We start from the raw sequence: 17,380 nt of genomic DNA on the forward strand, positions 1-17,380 counted from the left end.
CATATGTTTTACGAGTTGACAATATATGAAACAAATGAAACGGTCACTCCAACGCGATAACTGGTGATGGAACCTGGGGAGGAACATTGACCGGCAGCTTCGAACAGCGTCTGGCCGCACAATATGGAACCCTGTCCACGCGATTGCGTGAGGCGGGAGATTATATTGCGGACAATCCTGTGAACATCGCGACGCGCTCGCTGCGCACGCTTGCAGCCGATTCGAAACTTGCCCCGGCCACCTTCACCCGCCTCGCCCATGCGCTCGGCTACGAGAATTTCGAAGAGCTGCGCGAGGTGATGCGCGACCAGATCGGACGGCGCGTTCTGCCCTTCGCCGATCGGGCCGACCGCCTGCAAAAGGACGTCTCCGCACCCGACAAGGGATTTCTCAACCGCTATGCCGCTGCCAGCCAGGCGAATATCGCGGCCCTCGCGGGCATGATCGAACCCGGTCGGCTCGAGGCGGTGGCCGATCGTCTCGCCAAGGCGCGGCGTGTGGTCCTGCTGGGGGCGCTCGGCTCCACCGGCATCGCTGAATATACCGCCTATATCGCCAATTTCCTGGGCGACAACTGGGAGCTTGCGGCGCGCTCGGGGGCATCGTTGGGCTCGACCCTTGCCGGGCTCGACGAACGCGATGCGGTTCTGGTCATCACCAAACCGCCCTTCGCACGCTCCTCGATCCGGGGCGCGATTCACGCGCATGAGCAAGGCGCCCATGTTACACTGATCACCGACAGCCGCAGCTGTCCGGCGCTGCACGCTGCGGACGAGGTCTTCATCGTCCCCACCGACAGCCCGCATTTCTACACGAGTTACGTCGCCACGCTGTTCCTGCTCGAAGCAATTCTGGCGCTGGTGGCGAAACGCGCGGGGCCCCGCGCAACCGAACGGATCGCCGAGGTCGAGAGGCGCAACAGGCTTCTCGAGGAAGTCTACGCCCGCTGACCACGGCGCGACCGTAACCCAAGACCCAAAACGACCAACGGGAGTCAGAAATGAAAAAACTCTTCAAACTCGGCCTTGCTGCCGCTGTCGCGGGGGCGCTGAGCGCACCGATGGCGATGGCGAAGGATGAAACCTTCATCACGATCGGCACCGGCGGCGTCACGGGTGTCTATTACCCGACCGGCGGCGCGATCTGCCGTCTGATGAACAAGAACCACAAGGAAACCGGCGTGCGCTGCTCGGTCGAGTCGACCGGTGGTTCGGTCTACAACATCAACACCATCCGCGACGGCGAGCTCGATTTCGGCATCGCCCAGTCGGACTGGCAGTATCACGCCTACAAGGGCGACTCGAAATTCGCCGACAAGGGCGCGTTCGAAGGCCTGCGCGCGGTGTTCTCGATCCACCCCGAGCCCTTCACCGTCGTCGCGCGCGCCGATAGCGGCATCAAGAACTTCGCCGATCTCAAGGGCAAGCGCGTGAACATCGGCAACCCCGGGTCGGGCCAGCGCGGCACGATGGAAGTTCTGATGGACGCGATGGGCTGGAAGACCTCCGACTTCGCGCTCGCAACCGAGCTGAAGGCCTCGGAGCAGTCCAAGGCGCTGTGCGACAACCAGATCGACGCGATGGTCTACACCGTGGGTCACCCCTCGGGCTCGATCCAGGAAGCCACGACCTCCTGTGACGCGGTGCTCGTCAACGTGACCGGCGATGCGGTCGACAAGCTCGTCGCCGACAACCCCTATTACGCCACCGCGACCATCCCGGGCGGCATGTATCGCGGCAACGCCGATGACGTGCAGACCTTCGGCGTGCGTGCGACGCTGGTCACTTCGGCAGACGAGCCCGATGATGTCGTCTACGCTCTGGTGAAATCGGTCTTCGACAATTTCGACGAGTTCAAGAAACTGCACCCGGCCTTCGCGCACCTCACCCCCGAGGAGATGGTGACCCAAGGTCTTTCGGCACCGATCCATCCGGGCGCTCTGAAATACTACAAAGAAAAGGGTTGGATTAAATAAGCCCTTCACAACTTGGGCGGGCGCGCTTGCGTGCCCGCCCTTTTTCGTTTCGTATTTCAGAATATCCCGCAGTGAGCGGACGGCCGACACGGGCCGCGAGGGGGAACGATGGCGGAAAATCGCGCCTTGAACGAACAGGAACTGCAAGAGCTCGTCCAGGCTTCCGACAGCGGGGCACGAAGCCCCAAGGGTTGGGTCGGGCTCATGGTCGCCATCGTGGCGCTGAGCTGGTCGGTGTTTCAGGTCATGTTGGCCTCGCCGATCGGGCCCTATGTGCTGCCCGGCGATCTGATCAACAACGCGCGCCAGATTCACCTGGCCTATGCGATCTTCCTCTCGGCGATGGCCTATCCGCTGTTCAAGGGATCCCCCAAGAGCTACGTGCCCTGGTATGACTGGATCCTCGGCGTCGGCGGCGCGCTGCTCGCCATGTACGGCTATTTCTTCTACCAGAAGATCGTCGACAACGGCGGTCTGGCCGATGCGACCGACGCCTATGTCTCGCTTGTGGGGCTGGTGCTGCTGTTCATCGCGGCCTATCGCACGCTTGGCCCGGTGATGGTCGGGCTCGCGATCTTCTTCCTGTGCTACGTGTTCTTCGGCTCGTCGGACTTCTTCCCCGAGCAGATCCGCTGGGCCGGCGCGAGCTTGCGCAAGGCGATGTCGCATATGTGGATCACCTCCGAGGGGGTGTTCGGCATCGCGCTTGGGGTCTCGACCAAGTTCGTCTTCCTCTTCGTCCTCTTCGGCGCGCTGCTCGAGAAAGCCGGTGCAGGCAACTACTTCATCCAGATGGCATTCGGCGCGCTCGGTCACCTGCGCGGCGGTCCGGCGAAAGCCGCCGTCGTCGGCTCGGCCGCGACTGGCCTGATCTCGGGATCGTCGATTGCGAACGTGGTCACCACCGGCACCTTCACCATTCCGCTGATGAAACGCGTGGGCTTTTCCGCCGAGAAAGCGGGCTCCGTCGAGGTGGCCTCCTCGGTCAACGGCCAGATCATGCCGCCGGTGATGGGCGCTGCCGCCTTCCTGATGGTGGAATATGTCGGCATCTCCTACCTGGAGGTCATCAAGCACGCCTTCGTCCCGGCGATCATCTCCTACATCGCGCTGTTCTACATCGTCCACCTCGAGGCGGTGAAGAGCCGGATGCCGACGATCGGCGACCGCGTGGTCTCGGTCTGGCGCACCGCCTTTGGCATGTTCGCCTTCTTCGCGGGCTTCGCGGCTTTGTGCTACGCGGTGCAATTCCCCGTGCAGCTGATCACCTCACTCGTGCCTGAAGGCGCGGGGTGGATCCTCGCGGTGCTCGTTGCTTTGGCCTATGTCGCGCTCGTCTGGATCGCCGCCAAGGCGCCCGAGCTGGAACCCGACGACCCGAATTCGGAAATCGTCAAGCTGCCCGACATCAAGGAGATCTACACCGCGGGCCTCTATTACCTGCTGCCGATCGTGGTTCTCGTCTACTTCCTGATGATCGAGCGCAAGTCTCCCGGCCTCTCCGCCTTCTGGGCGTCCTTCCTGCTGTTCTTCATCCTGCTGACCCAGAAACCGCTCAAGGCAATGTTCCGCGGCGAGAGCGCCCCGATGAGTCGCTTCAAGGAGGGTCTGTTCGACCTGATCGGCGGCATGATCGACGGCGCACGCAATATGATCGGGATCGGCCTTGCCACCGCCACCGCAGGGATCATCGTGGGCACCGTCTCGCTAACCGGGATCGGTCAGGTGATGGCGGACTTCGTCGAGTTCCTTTCGGGCGGCAACCTGATCCTGATGCTGATCTTCGTGGCGATCCTGTCGCTGATCCTCGGCATGGGCCTCCCGACCACGGCGAACTACATCGTGGTCTCCTCGCTGATGGTGGGCGTCGTCGTCCATCTGGGCGCGCAATCGGGCCTGATCGTACCTCTGATCGCGGTGCACCTGTTCGTGTTCTATTTCGGCATCATGGCCGATGTGACACCACCGGTGGGCCTGGCCTCTTTCGCGGCCGCGGCCGTGTCGGGCGGCGACGCGATCAAGACCGGTTTCACCGCCTTCTTCTACAGCCTGCGTACCGTCGCTCTGCCCTTCGTGTTCATCTTCAACACCGACCTGCTGCTGATCAACGTGACCTGGTATCAGGCGATCTTCGTTTTCATCATCGCCACGATCGGCATCCTCGTCTTCACCGCAGGCACGATGAACTGGTTCATCACTCGCTCGAAGCTCTGGGAAACGGTAGCGCTGCTTCTGGTCGCCTTCACCCTGTTCCGTCCCGGCTATTTCATGAACATGGTCGAGCCGCCCTATACCGAGATCCCGCCCGCCAACATCGTGCAGCGTCTCGAAAAGGCGCCGGTCGGGCGAGAGCTGCGTCTCGTCTTCTCGGGCCCGGATTACGACACGGGTGTTGCGAAGGACACGACTGTCCTGGTGAAGGTGCCCGAGGGTACCAACGGTCAGGAAAAGCTCGACAAGCTTGGCCTGAGCGTGACCGATACCGATGGCAAGATGGTCGCGGACGAGCCGATGTTCGGCACGGAACTGCAACAGAAACTGCAGGGCTTCGACTTCTATGGCGATACGCCGGTGACCCTGTCGAATGTGAAGGTGCCCAATGACCAGCTCCCGAAAGAGCTGATGTTCATTCCCGCCTTCCTGCTGCTCGGCCTCGTCGCCTTCCTGCAATATCGCCGCAAGGAAGACGACGAGGCCTTTGCCCAAGGAGAAACCGCATGACCAAGACCATTCTCTGCGCGATCGACATCAACCGCCCCAAGACCGAACGCAAGGTTCTCGAATGGGCGGAGAAACTGGCCACGATGGAGGGCGCCCAGCTCGACGTGATCACCGTGGTGCCCGATTACGGATCGGCGGTCGTGGGCGCGTTCTTCTCGGACGATCACACCGCCAAGGCCAAGGAACACGCCCATGACTTGCTCGCAAAATTCGTGAGCGAGGTGATCGGCGCCGAAGCAAATTCGAAAGTGCGCCATATCGTCGGCGTCGGCACCGCCTATCACGAGATCATCAGCGTCGCGGAAAAGGACGGCGCGGATCTGATCGTGCTCGGCGCGCATCGCCCGGATCTCAGCGACTACCTGCTCGGCCCGAATGCCGCGCGCGTGGTGCGCCACTCGAACTGCTCGGTCTTCGTGGTCCGCTGAGGTTTCCAGCGACGGCAATTGACGGGGCGCAGCGCGAAAGCGTTGCGCCCCGTCCGCGTTCTGGCCATCGGTGCACCAGCTAGGCTGCGGGCTGATAGACCGCGGCCTCGCCTCGCCCGGCAAGCACGCAGGCTCCGGCCAGCTCGGCGCGGCGATGGTTCGAATACTCCGCCGGCATCCGCAACGCCGCATATTGGCGCCCGTCCTCATCGTTGCGATAGGTTGGCCCCATGCGGCTCACATCATAGCCGAGCTGGCGCAGAGCCCGCATCAATGCAAGCGACGACAGGCAGATCAGCTCGCTCGCACCGCGTGCAAGCGCCCGTTCCACCAATCCGTCGACGATCATCCGCAGGCAGGCGGCACGCTCGGCATGGGTCGTCAGCGTCTCCGAAATCACGAGGCGGGTACATTCCCAGACCTCGGGGCTGGCGATCTCGTCGGGCAGGATCTCTGGCGGGATATGAGGCAGCTTGCCCAGATGCGCGTCGCGCAGCATGTAGGTGCTGCCGCCCCAGATCGCAGCCGTCGACATCGCCCGCGCCCCGCCGACCACCCGCCCATCCTTCAGAACGAGCGAGTAATGGGCAAGCGGCGTGTCGTACTGGTCCATTTCCACGTCGTCGTTATGGGGTACATCCCAGCCCAGTTCGTCGACGAAGACTTGCTTGCGCAGCCGCAGGAAATCGTAAAACGCGGTGCCGAAGCGGTGAAGTTCCGAAAATTCAAAGGTGCAGTTTTGCATTGGGTTCTCCTTCTGGATACCCAATCGAAACCATGAATTTATGAACAATACACCATTTTAGGTTGCGTTTACCTAAATCAATCGCCTCGAAGTGGCAATAGCCAGCATCTCGATGGCATTCTTTGCACCAAGCTTGCGCGAAGCCGATGTCAACCGCGCCTTCACCCCGCTTTCACTGATGTCGAGCTCTGCCGCTATCTGCTTGATCAGAAGCCCGTCCGCCCGGTAGCGGATGGCCTCCAGCTCAGCCGCGGTGAGCGAGCGGTGCGAAGCATCGAGATGCAGCTCGCGCAGCATCGCGAACACCTCGTCGAGTTCCTCATCGGTGAAATCACGATCCGAGCGGAACAGCACGGCATAGCTGCGTCGGCCAACGTCATGGGGATCGTTGAAAGAGACCGTCGCACCGAAACGCAGCCCCATCTGCCGTGCCATCTGGCGCACGCCACGCGGATCTTCGAGCCTCATGTCATCCCAGCGCACCCAGCCGAGATTGCCGTAGACCCAGCGCATCGAGGGATCCTGGACCACCAGCCCTTCCTGGGTGTAGCGATCCACCCATGTGCTATCCAGTCGGTTGAGCTCGGACTCGGGAAAAGCATAACCTACGCGCAGCGCAACATAAAAGCCGGCTGGTGCGATGGCCTGTAGACGTGTATCGCAGTCCCTGATGTCCATCAGTTGGTCAAATCACTTGCGCTCCGAATGCACTCGCCCTACCGTTCCGGGGTCGCAGTCGGGCCAGACAGGAACAACCTAAAGACGAAAGTCGGCGATGAAAACAGCAAACCGTAAAGAAATAGCGGCAACACTCGACGAGTTGAGTGCGATCTGCGACACCGGCTTCGCGCTCGCCCTGCACATTCGCTTCACGCGCCCGAACATCCTCTATCGCACCTATCCGCAGAAATGGCTCGACCATTACAGCGAACACGGAATGATGATCGAAGATCCCGTGGTGCTCTGGGGGCTGCGCGAAACGGGCATGGTCCGCTGGGCTGACCTGCCCGACCCGCTGGGCATCGTCTCTCAGGCGGAGGCCTTCGGATTGCGCAACGGGCTGACCTGCTCTGTCGGCCCGAACAGCTCGCGCTCGATTTCGGGTTTCACCCGGAGTTCGGGCCCGTTCAGCGACAGCGAGGCCGAACATCTTCTGGCCCTGACCCAGAGGCTGCACGACATGACGGAAAACCTCTCCGATCTCTGAGTGCCGCTGCCGCGCGCATCCCGAAAAGTTCCGGCTTTCAGCCGCTTGCGGCGTGTCGCGCGGATCAGGCCAACTCGTGCGTTCCGCAGCGCCGCGAATCGTTAAGGGGCGCCGGGAAGGAAAATCGAAACACGATGGCGCTCAGACAATACAACCTGAGCGTGTTTTTTTCATCATTCCGAATACCACTTTCAGACAATCCCACGTGATTGCACCCGAGCGCCCTCTGTTTTCCTTGATCTGCATTAAAGACGTTACCTACCCTATTGAATATTGTTAACTCAGGGATTTTACGGAGACGCCGTTATCCTCCTTTGCTGCCAGCAGGAGTGGCGTTTATTCTGTGGGGTACCTGTTCTTTCTGTGGGGGGAAGGACAATGACGGAACTGCCGCGTTTCAACGCGCGAGATCGCGCGCGACGTGAAAGAGGGATGGCGCTGCGCTGTCTCGTAACGGGTGGGGCGGGTTTTCTCGGATCTCATCTCAGCGATCGGTTGATAGAGAGGGGGCATTCGGTGATCTGCGTCGACAACCTCCAGACGGGCCGGTTGAGCAACATCGCCCATCTGCTGGGAAATCCCGCATTCGAGTACCGACAGCACGACGTGATCGCGCCGCTCGAGATCTCGGGCCGGATCGACCGGATCTACAATCTCGCCTGCGCGGCCTCGCCGCCGAAGTACCAGCGTGATCCGATCCATACCTTCCAGACCTGCGTGTTCGGCATCCTGAACATGCTCGGGCTGGCCCAGCGCGAAGGTGCGCGTATCCTGCAAGCGTCGACGTCAGAGGTCTATGGCGACCCCGAGATCAGCCCGCAGCCCGAAAGCTATCGCGGCGTGGTCAATACGGTCGGCCCGCGCTCTTGTTACGACGAGGGCAAGCGCGCCGCCGAAACGTTGATGCATGATTTCCACGAGGCGCGCGGCGTCGATATCCGCATCGCGCGGATCTTCAACACCTACGGCCCGCGCATGGACCCGGGCGACGGGCGCGTGGTGTCGAACTTCGTCACCCAAGCGCTCTCGGACAAGCCGATCACCATTTACGGTGACGGCATGCAAACCCGCTCGCTGTGCTTCATGGACGACCTGATCGAGGGGCTGATTGCGCTGATGGAAAGCGAAACGGTTGGCCCCGAGCCGGTCAATCTCGGCAATCCCGGCGAGTTCAGTGTCGGCGAGATCGCACGGATCGTGCGCGACATGTGCAATTCGCGCTCGCAGATCGTCCATTCTGAACGCCCTGTTGACGATCCGCACCAGCGCTGTCCAGATATCGGTCGCGCCAGGCGCATGCTAGGCTGGGCGCCGACGGTCAGTCTGACCGAGGGGCTTGCCCCGACGATCGCCTATTTCCGCTCGGAGTTGGGTCTCGTCGGGAGGGAGATTGGAGGCGTTGCGTGATATTAAGGCCTGAGATACGCGCCGCGCAGGCGGCAGGTTATCTCGCTCCGGTACTGAACCGGTCGCAATCCATGCGATACCGCACGCTGATCGCTCTGTGGCTTCTCGCAACCGTCTATTTCTGGAGCTGGTGGCTCGACCCGGTTCACATCCTAAGTTGGCCACCCTTCCTGATCATCACGGCAACGCTGGCGTGGCTGCTGGCGATGCAGCTCTATTTCATGGTCGTCTTCCTGCAGGCGCAGCGCGCCGTCTCTCCGGACCCTGAGCCGGGCAGATGGCGGGTTGCGATGATCACGACGAAGACGCCCTCCGAGCCGTTCGACGTGGTGCGCAAGACGCTGGAGGCGATGCTGGCGCAGGACTATCCGCATGACACATGGCTTGCCGATGAAGACCCGGCGCCGGAAACTCTCGCATGGTGTGCGGCGCATGGGGTGAAAGTCTCGTCGCGCAAGGGTGTGGACGCCTATCATCAGGCGACATGGCCACGTCGCACGCGATGCAAGGAAGGCAACCTCGCCTATTTCTATGATCATTGGGGCTATCGTGACTACGACATCGTCAGTCAGCTCGACGCCGATCACGTGCCAAGCCCGGGCTATCTCCTTGAAATGTTGCGCCCCTTCGCCGATCCCGACGTGGGCTATGTCAGCGCGCCTTCGATCTGTGCGGCCAATGCCGACAAGAGCTGGGCCGCGCGCACGCGCCTCTATTTCGAAGCCGCCTTCCATGGCGTGTTCCAGGCTGGTTACACCGGCGCGCTGGCCCCGATGTGCATCGGCTCGCATTACGCGGTGCGCACGACGGCTTTGAAAGAGGCCGGCGGTCTCGGGCCGGAATTGGCCGAGGATCACTCGACCACGATGCTCATGAACGCAGCGGGCTGGCGCGGTGTGCACGCGATCGACGCGATCGCGGTGGGAGACGGGCCCGCCACCGTGACCGATCTCGTGACGCAGGAGTTCCAGTGGTCGCGCTCGCTGCTCAGCCTGCTTCTGCGCTACACGCCCTGCTATCTCGGCAAAATGCCGTTCCGGCTCAAGTTCCTGTTCGTGCTTTGCCAGAGCTGGTACGTCTTTTTCGCGTTGTCGATGTCGATGATGTATATAGCACCGATCATCGCCGTGACCTTCGACCTGCGCTTCGCGGATGTGACCTATCCCGCCTTCATCGGCCATGTGCTGCCTGCGGGCATTCTCACCCTGATCTTCGCCTTCATGCTGCGCCACGATCAGTTTTTCCGCCCCAAGGACGCCAAGATCATCGCCTGGGAGAAAGCCCTCTTCGTGATGATGCAATGGCCCTGGGTTCTGTCAGGGGTCCTAATGGCAGTGTACGATCGGCTCTCGGGGAAATTCGTCGACTTCCGCATCACGCCAAAGGGCGAAGCGGCGTCGCTCGTACTGCCCGAGAGGATCATCGCAGTCTATGGCGGGCTCGCCCTTGGCGCCCTGCTTCCGGTGCTGCTCGTCGGCAATGTGACCGAAGCGCGGGGGTTCTACCTGCTCTCGTTTTTCAACGCGGCTTTCTACTTTGTCCTGCTCAGCGTCATCTTCGGCGCGCGCGCACGGCATGTGCAGATCGATTGGCGGGGCTGGCCCCGTGACATGGCGGTCCAGATGGGCACGTTGAGCATGATCGTCGCACTCGGCTTCAGCGCGCTTTGGCTGCGCGGCAGCGAGAGCCTTTATGCATTGATGGTCGGACTGAAATCGGTTCAGCTGGCCAAAGTCGAATACATCGTTTCGGGCGCCGGAATGGGCGCGCCGGGACAACCGAAATTTCGCGTAAGCCCTGCTTGGAAAGACTAGGTGGGGACGCGAATTTGAAGGAGGGAAATGGTATGAAACACCACAACATAACGCGCCGAGGCGTGATGGCCGGAGCGGCGGCTCTGGGTCTGTCCCTGTCAATGCGACAGGCACAGGCAGCAGCCCCCGTCGAGGTCCCGCCCGGCACCCTCCCCTTTGGCGTCTATGACCCCGACGGGGATTTCGCCGACAAGACGGGCGTCGTCATCGAACACCTCTTCCTGCCGTGGGAAGACGTATACCTGCCCTCGCTCAACGATGCGGACGAATATGCGCTCGCGCGGAACCGCGCGCTTCTCGTTACGCTCGAGCCCTGGACCTGGTCGCGCTCCGAGCGCAACACCGCGCAATATCTGCGCCGTGGCATCGAGCGCGGCGAATACGATCCGAACATGATCGCGATCGCGGAAGTTCTGGCGACGCTCAAAAGCCCCGTCACGCTGCGTTTCGCCCATGAGATGGATGACAAGACCGGGCAGTTCATCTGGTCGGATTGGAAACCCGATGATTACATCTCGGCCTATCGCCGGATGACCGATCTCGCCAAGCAATACGCGCCCGACATCTCACTGATGTGGTCGCCGCTCGGTGACGAGAACATGGCCGATTACTATCCGGGTGACGAATATGCCGACATCATCGGCCTGACCGTTTTCGGCCTTCAGGCCTGGGACAAGGCGAAATACGGCCGCGACCGGACCTTCGACGACATCTTCCGTCCGCGCTACGAGCGCGCCGCGGCCTTCGGCAAGCCCGTTGCGGTGGCCGAGCTCGGTTATGTGGGCGATCAGGCCTATGTCGACATGTGGAAGAACCGCATACGCGAAGAGAAGCCCGATTACCCGAGCCTCGTCGGTGTCAGCTATTTCAACCAGATCGAGGTTTATCCCTGGCCGGAGGGCTTCGGCACGCCGGATTGGCGAATCAAGAACCAGGTCCTGAGCTGACCTACCACCCCTAGCGGCAATTTTTTGCCGACACGGGGCGATCACGACAAGATGTTGATGCCGCGCAGGAAATCCAGCTGCGCGGCATTTTCAGTTTGCGCCATCAAAGCGCCACCTTTGCGCCGCGGGAATAACAACCTTGACCGGTAACGTTTGATTAACCAAACCTGCGCCTAATGAGAACGGAACGGACCGGGCTCGCGCGACGCGGGACTGGCCTAGTGATCGCAACTCGGCAGAGCAGGACAATGATGCAGAACACGATCTTTCGTGCCGCAGCCGCCGGCCTTTTCGCGGCTACTCTGGTGATCGCCGCGCCTTTCGGCGCAGCCAATGCACAGCAGGCGGGGATGCTCGAAATCTCTCCGATCAAGGTCGCGGTGAAAAGCGTCGCCGGCAAGGGAAGCGCTCGTTTCGACTGGCTCGCAGGCGGCAAGAGCGATGACCGACCCGCGGAGCGCGTCGCAAGCCGTCGTTCGCCCGGCACCGGCAGCTGGATCTGCTCGCCTTCGGGCTTCGGTTCGAAATCGCGCTGCTATCAGCGCTGATCCGGCTCCCCACAGCACCATCAGCTTTGCGGCCCCCTCGGGGCCGTTTTGCATTCCCCCTCAGGGTTGGGGGGAAACTGACCGTGCAATCGATCCCGGCGGGTAGCTTGCCCTCGGGATTGGCCGGCACCAGACGCACCCCGAACGTATCCGAGCCCGCGTCGAAGACCTTGTCCCCCACGATCACCATCGCGTCGTATTCCCCGCTCAGAGGCGCCGCTGGACAGACCTTTTCCACCTGCCCTTTCGCGACCTGGTCATACATCGCGGTCGGCAGGAACACCTCGACATGAAGCGGGTCGATCTGCGCAAGCTGCGCCACGGGCGATTACGAAGAGACATATTCCCCCGGCCCCATCATCCGCGTGATGACGAACCCGTCGATGGGCGAGCGGATCTCGCGTCGTTCGAGCTGCGCCTGCACCCGTGCGAGATCGCGCTTGGCAAGGTTCTGGTCGAGCTCGGCCGCGCGATGGTGGCCTTGCCGGTTCCGCACACCTTATGACGAGGGGCGCGAGAGGAGGTTTGCGAGGTCTCGTGACCATGTCGAGAGGCATCTTCCCAAGGCGCGATCCGCCCTCTTTCAGGGAGAGAGGAGCGCATTGCGGGTCATCGACATGCCACTGCGCGGGGGCCCTTCTGCCCTTCCGTTCAGATTGGCGATCAGTGGAAGTCCCGACTGGGGAACAGCCGTTTTGCCTGTTCTCTGGGATGGCGTGCGGTGGTCTGCGGGCGGGGGCGCGGAGCATCGTCGGCCTGCGGTGCGGTCAGCCCCAGAACATCGTCGAGCGGGTGTCCCAGATCGGCCAGCCGGGGCGAGAGATCCTCGATCCTCTCGGCGATCAGATGGACCACGATCCCCTCGCGCTCCAGCCGCCCCGAGACGCACAACAATCGCCCGCCCATGACCGCCCGGCGGAAGCGTTCGTAAAGCTTCGGCCAGACCACGACATTGCTCACGCCGGTCTCGTCCTCGAGCGTGATGAAGATCACCCCCGAGGCGGTTCCGGGGCGCTGGCGCGTAATCACGAGACCGCAGACGGTGACCCGGTTCTGCCCCGTCCCGACCAGTTCGCAATGCGGCGTAAGGCCGGGGATCGAGGGGCGCAGCAGCTCCATCGGATGGGCGCGCAGGCTCAGGCGCAGGGCCACGTAATCCTCGACGACCTCTTCGCCCAGATGCATCGCGGGCAGCTCCACCACAGGTTCGCGCCCGCCTTCGCCATCCATCGGATCGCTGAACAAGGGCAGCGGCGCGGGTGCCCGGATCGCCTTGACCGCCCAGAGCGCATCGCGGCGCGTCAGCCCGATCCCGGCGAACCCGTCCGCCTCGGCGAGCCGTTCGAGCACATGCGGCGGCGTGCCAGCGCGCAGCCAGAGGCTCTCCGGGTCGGGGTAACCATTCCCGCGCGCCGCCACGATCCAGCCCGCATCCTCTTCGCGAAACCCTTTGATCTGGCGAAAGCCCAGGCGCAGCGCCAAGGCCCCGTCGGCGCGGCGCTCGAGGCTGTTGTCCCAGCCCGAATGGTTCACGCAGACGGGCCGCACCTCGACCCCGTGTTCGCGGAGGTCGCGCACGATCTGGGCAGGCGCGTAGAAGCCCATCGGCTGTGAATTCAGCAGCGCGCAGGCGAAGATCGCGGGGTGGTGGCATTTGAGCCAGGACGAGACATAGGTGAGATGCGCGAAGGCCGCGGCATGGCTCTCGGGAAAACCGTATTCGCCGAACCCCTCGATCTGGGAAAAGCAGCGATCGGCGAAATCGGGCGTGTAGCCGCGCGCCAGCATCCCTTCCACGAACCGGTCGCGGAAGGTGCCGATCGTGCCCATCTTGCGGAAGGTCGCAAGCGAGCGGCGCAGGCGGTCGGCCTCTTCGGGGGTGAAGCCAGCCGCGACCACGGCGATCTGCATCGCCTGCTCCTGAAAGAGCGGGACGCCGAGGGTCTTGCCCAGCACCCCCTCCAGTTCCCTGGAGGGGAAATCCACCTTCTCGCGCCCCTGACGGCGGTTGATATAGGGGTGCACCATCCCGCCCTGAATGGGACCGGGGCGGACGATGGCGACCTCGATCACGAGGTCGTAGAAGGTCTGCGGGCGCATCCGGGGCAGGAAGTTCATCTGCGCGCGGCTCTCGACCTGAAACACCCCCACCGCATCGGCCCGGCAAAGCATGTCATAGGTCGGCGCGTCCTCCTGCGGCACCGTGGCGAGCGACATCTCCAGCTTCTCGTGTCCGGCCAGCAGATCGAACGACTTGCGGATGCAGGTCAGCATCCCGAGACTCAGCACATCGATCTTGAGGATGCCCAGCGTGTCGATATCGTCCTTGTCCCATTCGATGCAGGTCCGCCCCTCCATCGCCGCGTTCTCGATCGGGCAGAGCGCATCGAGCCGCCCCTTGGTGATCACGAAGCCGCCGACATGCTGGCTGAGATGGCGCGGAAAGCCGATGATCTCGCCGATGAGCCGGAGCGTCTGCGCCAGCCGTCGGTCGGTCGGGTCGAGACCCAGTTCACCCAGCCGCGCGTGATCCGGCCCCTTGCCGGAGATGCCCCAGATCTGCCCTGCGAGCCCCGCCGTCACATCCGCACTCAGCCCCATCACCTTGCCCACCTCGCGGATCGCGGCGCGGGTGCGGAAATGAATGACGGTGGCGCAAAGGCCCGCGCGGTCGCGACCGTAGCGCTCGTAGATCCACTGGATCACCTCCTCGCGGCGCTCATGTTCGAAATCGACGTCGATATCGGGCGGCTCGCCACGGTATTTCGAGATGAAGCGCTCGAAGACCATGCCGATCTGATCGGGGCTGACATCGGTGATCCCGAGCGCCCAGCAGATGATCGAATTGGCCGCGGAGCCCCGCCCCTGACACAGGATCGCGCGGCTGCGCGCAAAGCTCACGATGTCATGGACGGTGAGGAAATAGGCGGCGAATCCCAGTTCGGAGACGAGGCGCAATTCCTTTTCCAGAAGGGCCGCGTGACGCTCGGGGATGCCGCCCTTGCTGCGCCGCGCCAGCCCCCCGCGGGCGAGCCGCTCGAGCCGGTCCTGCGCGGCCTCCCCTTGCGCGACCTCGTCGGGATATTCGTAGCTGAGTTCCGACAGCTCGAAGCCGCAACGCGCCGCGATCTCGCAGCTGCGGCGCAGCGCGGCGGGATGGCGGCGGTAGAGCCGCGCCATGTCCTCGGGCCCTTTCAGGCGGCGTTCGGCATTGGGCAGCGCACGGGTGCCGAGGCTGTCGATCGTGCAGCCTTCGCGCAGGCAGGTCAGCACATCGGCCAGTTGCCGGCGCGCGCCGCGATGCATCAGCACGTCACCCACCGCCACCATCGGGGTCGAGGCCCTCAGCGCCAGCGCGGCGCAGGCATCGAACCAGCGCTGATCCGAGCCGTCATAGCGCGGCGGCGCGCCAAGAAAGACCTGTCCCGGATAGCGCCGCCGCATCTCTTGCAGCGGCGGGAAAGCGCGTGCCAGATCGGCGGGGGGAAGCGCGATCAGGATCATCCCCTCGCAGCTCTCCAGCAGATCGGCGCGGGTCAGATGGCACTCCCCCTTCCCCGCCCGGCGCTTGCCACGGGTCAGCAGCTGGCTCAGCCGGTGATAGGCCGCGCGATCGGTCGGCAGCGCCACCCATTCGACCGGGCAATCGCCCAGCACCAGTCGTGCGCCGGTGATCAGTTTCGGCAGCCGCGCGGTGACGGGACGCAGCAGCTCCTGCGGTGAGCCGATGGGCTGGCGGGAGCTTTCATCGCGTTGCAGTTCCGAGCGGATGCGCAGCGCCTCATCCGCCGCGCGCCTCAGCTCCTTCAGCGCCGAATAGGCCCGCACCACGCCCGCGAGCGAGTTGCGATCGGTGATCGCGATTGCCTCCAGCCCCAGTTCGGCGGCGCGCACGATCAGCTCCTCGGGATGCGAAGCGCCGGTGAGGAAGGTGAAGTTGGACGTTGTGCAAAGCTCGGCATAGCCGGTCGGGAGGGAGGGGGCGCTGCCCCCGCGCCCGTCGGGCGTCCCCCGAGATATTTTCGTCAAGAAGAAGGGGCGGCTCATGCGAAGACCCCTTCCACATACCAGCCCGGATCCTGCGGGGTATGGAACATCCAGAGCCGCCAGCCCTGCCCGGTCTCGACCCGCCAATAGTCGCGCATTCCGCCGCGCCAGTTCGGATCGTCGAACCACCATTCGGGCAAGAGCCGCTCCGGTCCTTCGATCCGTTCGGCGGTGAGCGACTGGCGGCGCCAGCGGAAGCGGCGCGGCGGGTCGGGGGTGTCCGCGTCGACCGGTTCGGGCGGGAAAAGCCGGAGCGGGCGGGGATGCGGCTGGTGCCAGTGACCCTCGGGATCGGCAAAGGCGGCAGGCGCGATCAGGAAGCTGCGTTCGGGAATGTGGCTGTCGGCGGGCAGGTAGCGCTGGACGTTGTCGAGCCCGATGCGCAGCCCGATCCGGGTGATCAGATCGCCCAGCCTGTCACGCCGCTCGGTTGCGATGGCGCCGATCTGGCGGGCGGGCAGCGGCTCGACCTGGGTGGCGGCGAGGCGCAGCTGGTCGATGCCGAAGCCTGCATCGATATCCTCGATCCCGCGCGCGAAGAGGGCCGCGATCCGGGCCGGATCGCTGAGGGGGGCGGCAAGGCGCAGCTCGACCTGCTGGCTGGCCTGATCGACCCGGCGCAACGTGAGACTGAGCACCCGCGCACCAGCCTCGTTCTCCCTGAGTTTGGCACAGAGCCGCGCAAGAAGCCGCTCGATCCCGGCCATCACATCCGCCTGCTGACCGATCGGTTCGGGCAATGTCAGGCGGGTGCCGTAATGGGGAGGATCGGGTTCGGGGGAGATCTGTTCGGGCAGATCGCCCAAGGCCTGATCGAGCCGCGCCATCAGCCCCGCCCCGAACCGTCGCGCAAGCGGCGCGCGAGGCGTGCGGATGAGATCGCCGATCTCGCGCAGCCCCAGACGTTGCAACCCTGTCACCGTCTCATGTGGCAGGCGCAGCGCGGCGACGGGCAGCTTTGCGAGCGCCGACAACCGCGCGCCCGGCGCGGCCGCCCGACCAGGGGCAAAATGCGCCAGCGCCCAGGCTGCGCCCCGGGTATCGGCCAACCCCAGACGCGCCGCGATCCCGGCGCGCTCGAGCCGCGCGGCCATCTCGGCCATCATCGCCTCTTCCCCGCCCCACAGATGATCCGATCCGGTGATGTCGAGCACCAGACCATCCTCGCCATCCAGTCCCACCCAAGGGCAATAGCGTGTGGCCCAGCGGCGCAGGGTCTCCAGAAATTGCGTCTCGCGGGCGGGGTCGGCAGGGGCGGTTTGCAGGTCGGGGCAGAAGGCGCGGGCCTCCGAGAGCGCCATGCCGCGGCCGAGACCCTGCGCCTCAGCCGCGGCGTTCAGGCAATGCAGCCGGTCTGTATTTCCCTCGCGCAGGACCAGCGCGAAGGGGGCCTCAATGGGCCGCGCGCGCAGAACCCGGTCGCTGGCCAGCCGGGGAAACCAGAGGGAGAGGATACGCCGCGCGCGCCCGTCGAACATCTCGCAGAGCCCAGGATTCGAGTCATTTGTTCACATTTTGTTCTTTTTAATTCCGCCCCCTTT

At 63.7% G+C, this 17,380-nt stretch carries 13 protein-coding genes and 1 pseudogene; 10 read left to right on the forward strand and 4 right to left on the reverse strand.

Annotated elements, in window-relative coordinates; all coding sequences use genetic code 11:
• Positions 1 to 86: 86 nt before the first annotated feature.
• The 4 genes from BMG00_RS04440 (at position 87) to BMG00_RS04455 (ending at position 5,124) form a co-directional block, all read left to right on the forward strand.
• Positions 87 to 950: a MurR/RpiR family transcriptional regulator gene (locus tag BMG00_RS04440; protein ID WP_245794949.1), complete on the forward strand. Its 864-nt coding sequence runs from the start codon at positions 87 to 89 to the stop codon at positions 948 to 950.
• Between the two features lie 50 nt (positions 951 to 1,000).
• Complete coding sequence (locus BMG00_RS04445) at positions 1,001 to 1,975, forward strand: TAXI family TRAP transporter solute-binding subunit (RefSeq protein WP_078524812.1); 975 nt, start codon at positions 1,001 to 1,003, stop codon at positions 1,973 to 1,975.
• A gap of 108 nt (positions 1,976 to 2,083) precedes the next feature.
• Complete coding sequence (locus tag BMG00_RS04450) at positions 2,084 to 4,696, forward strand: TRAP transporter permease (RefSeq protein WP_078573497.1); 2,613 nt, start codon at positions 2,084 to 2,086, stop codon at positions 4,694 to 4,696.
• The gene (locus BMG00_RS04455) at positions 4,693 to 5,124 is read left to right on the forward strand and encodes a universal stress protein (protein WP_078524816.1); all 432 of its coding nucleotides are present in this window, start codon (positions 4,693 to 4,695) and stop codon (positions 5,122 to 5,124) included. Before BMG00_RS04450 ends, BMG00_RS04455 begins: the two co-directional genes overlap by 4 nt.
• Before the next feature lie 223 nt (positions 5,125 to 5,347).
• Here the strand turns inward: BMG00_RS04455 and BMG00_RS04460 are convergent.
• A pseudogene (locus tag BMG00_RS04460) lies at positions 5,348 to 5,869 on the reverse strand (acyl-homoserine-lactone synthase); the annotation flags it as partial.
• Between the two features lie 72 nt (positions 5,870 to 5,941).
• Positions 5,942 to 6,547: a helix-turn-helix transcriptional regulator gene (locus BMG00_RS04465; protein WP_078573498.1), complete on the reverse strand. Its 606-nt coding sequence runs from the start codon at positions 6,545 to 6,547 to the stop codon at positions 5,942 to 5,944.
• A 97-nt stretch (positions 6,548 to 6,644) separates the two neighbouring features.
• On the opposite strand from BMG00_RS04465, the gene BMG00_RS04470 reads away from it, so the two are divergent.
• The 6 genes from BMG00_RS04470 to BMG00_RS17465 all read left to right on the forward strand — a co-directional run bounded on the left by BMG00_RS04470 (position 6,645) and on the right by BMG00_RS17465 (position 12,297).
• Entirely contained in the window at positions 6,645 to 7,076 is a 432-nt protein-coding gene (locus BMG00_RS04470) for an autoinducer binding domain-containing protein (protein ID WP_078524822.1), read from the forward strand.
• A 432-nt stretch (positions 7,077 to 7,508) separates the two neighbouring features.
• On the forward strand, positions 7,509 to 8,483 hold the full coding sequence (locus BMG00_RS04475) for a UDP-glucuronic acid decarboxylase family protein (protein ID WP_078524825.1): 975 nt from the start codon (positions 7,509 to 7,511) through the stop codon (positions 8,481 to 8,483).
• A 71-nt stretch (positions 8,484 to 8,554) separates the two neighbouring features.
• A complete protein-coding gene (locus tag BMG00_RS04480; RefSeq protein ID WP_078573499.1) occupies positions 8,555 to 10,297 on the forward strand; it encodes a glycosyltransferase family 2 protein in 1,743 nt (580 codons plus the stop codon).
• 32 nt (positions 10,298 to 10,329) lie between these two features.
• Positions 10,330 to 11,244 carry a glycoside hydrolase family 26 protein gene (locus tag BMG00_RS04485; protein WP_078524829.1) on the forward strand — a complete coding sequence of 305 codons (915 nt, stop codon included), beginning with the start codon at positions 10,330 to 10,332 and terminating at the stop codon, positions 11,242 to 11,244.
• 251 nt (positions 11,245 to 11,495) lie between these two features.
• A complete protein-coding gene (locus tag BMG00_RS04490; protein ID WP_146642554.1) occupies positions 11,496 to 11,792 on the forward strand; it encodes a hypothetical protein in 297 nt (98 codons plus the stop codon).
• A 289-nt stretch (positions 11,793 to 12,081) separates the two neighbouring features.
• Positions 12,082 to 12,297 (forward strand): hypothetical protein, encoded by a 216-nt coding sequence (locus tag BMG00_RS17465; protein WP_146642556.1) that lies wholly within the window; start codon positions 12,082 to 12,084, stop codon positions 12,295 to 12,297.
• Positions 12,298 to 12,455: 158 nt separating this feature from the next.
• On the opposite strand, the gene BMG00_RS04495 is transcribed toward BMG00_RS17465, so the two are convergent.
• Together BMG00_RS04495 and BMG00_RS04500 are read right to left on the reverse strand one after the other, a co-directional pair.
• Positions 12,456 to 15,839 (reverse strand): error-prone DNA polymerase, encoded by a 3,384-nt coding sequence (locus BMG00_RS04495; RefSeq protein ID WP_078573501.1) that lies wholly within the window; start codon positions 15,837 to 15,839, stop codon positions 12,456 to 12,458.
• The gene (locus tag BMG00_RS04500) at positions 15,836 to 17,317 is read right to left on the reverse strand and encodes a Y-family DNA polymerase (protein WP_078524838.1); all 1,482 of its coding nucleotides are present in this window, start codon (positions 17,315 to 17,317) and stop codon (positions 15,836 to 15,838) included. The genes BMG00_RS04495 and BMG00_RS04500 overlap by 4 nt, the downstream gene beginning before the upstream one ends.
• Positions 17,318 to 17,380: the final 63 nt, after the last annotated feature.

This window comes from Thioclava marina (genome assembly GCF_002020135.1).
GTDB classification, from domain to species: Bacteria; Pseudomonadota; Alphaproteobacteria; order Rhodobacterales; family Rhodobacteraceae; genus Thioclava; species Thioclava marina.

What these genes read in the sequence shown, in the direction of transcription:
- BMG00_RS04445 (WP_078524812.1), top strand. Translation starts at nt 1,001, where the DNA reads ATGAAAAAACTCTTCAAACTCGGCCTTGCTGCCGCTGTCGCGGGGGCG.
- BMG00_RS04450 (WP_078573497.1), top strand. Translation starts at nt 2,084, where the DNA reads ATGGCGGAAAATCGCGCCTTGAACGAACAGGAACTGCAAGAGCTCGTC.
- BMG00_RS04455 (WP_078524816.1), top strand. Translation starts at nt 4,693, where the DNA reads ATGACCAAGACCATTCTCTGCGCGATCGACATCAACCGCCCCAAGACC.
- BMG00_RS04465 (WP_078573498.1), bottom strand. Translation starts at nt 6,547, where the DNA reads ATGGACATCAGGGACTGCGATACACGTCTACAGGCCATCGCACCAGCC.
- BMG00_RS04470 (WP_078524822.1), top strand. Translation starts at nt 6,645, where the DNA reads ATGAAAACAGCAAACCGTAAAGAAATAGCGGCAACACTCGACGAGTTG.
- BMG00_RS04475 (WP_078524825.1), top strand. Translation starts at nt 7,509, where the DNA reads ATGGCGCTGCGCTGTCTCGTAACGGGTGGGGCGGGTTTTCTCGGATCT.
- BMG00_RS04480 (WP_078573499.1), top strand. Translation starts at nt 8,555, where the DNA reads ATGCGATACCGCACGCTGATCGCTCTGTGGCTTCTCGCAACCGTCTAT.
- BMG00_RS04485 (WP_078524829.1), top strand. Translation starts at nt 10,330, where the DNA reads ATGAAACACCACAACATAACGCGCCGAGGCGTGATGGCCGGAGCGGCG.
- BMG00_RS04490 (WP_146642554.1), top strand. Translation starts at nt 11,496, where the DNA reads ATGCAGAACACGATCTTTCGTGCCGCAGCCGCCGGCCTTTTCGCGGCT.
- BMG00_RS17465 (WP_146642556.1), top strand. Translation starts at nt 12,082, where the DNA reads ATGAAGCGGGTCGATCTGCGCAAGCTGCGCCACGGGCGATTACGAAGA.
- BMG00_RS04495 (WP_078573501.1), bottom strand. Translation starts at nt 15,839, where the DNA reads ATGAGCCGCCCCTTCTTCTTGACGAAAATATCTCGGGGGACGCCCGAC.
- BMG00_RS04500 (WP_078524838.1), bottom strand. Translation starts at nt 17,317, where the DNA reads ATGTTCGACGGGCGCGCGCGGCGTATCCTCTCCCTCTGGTTTCCCCGG.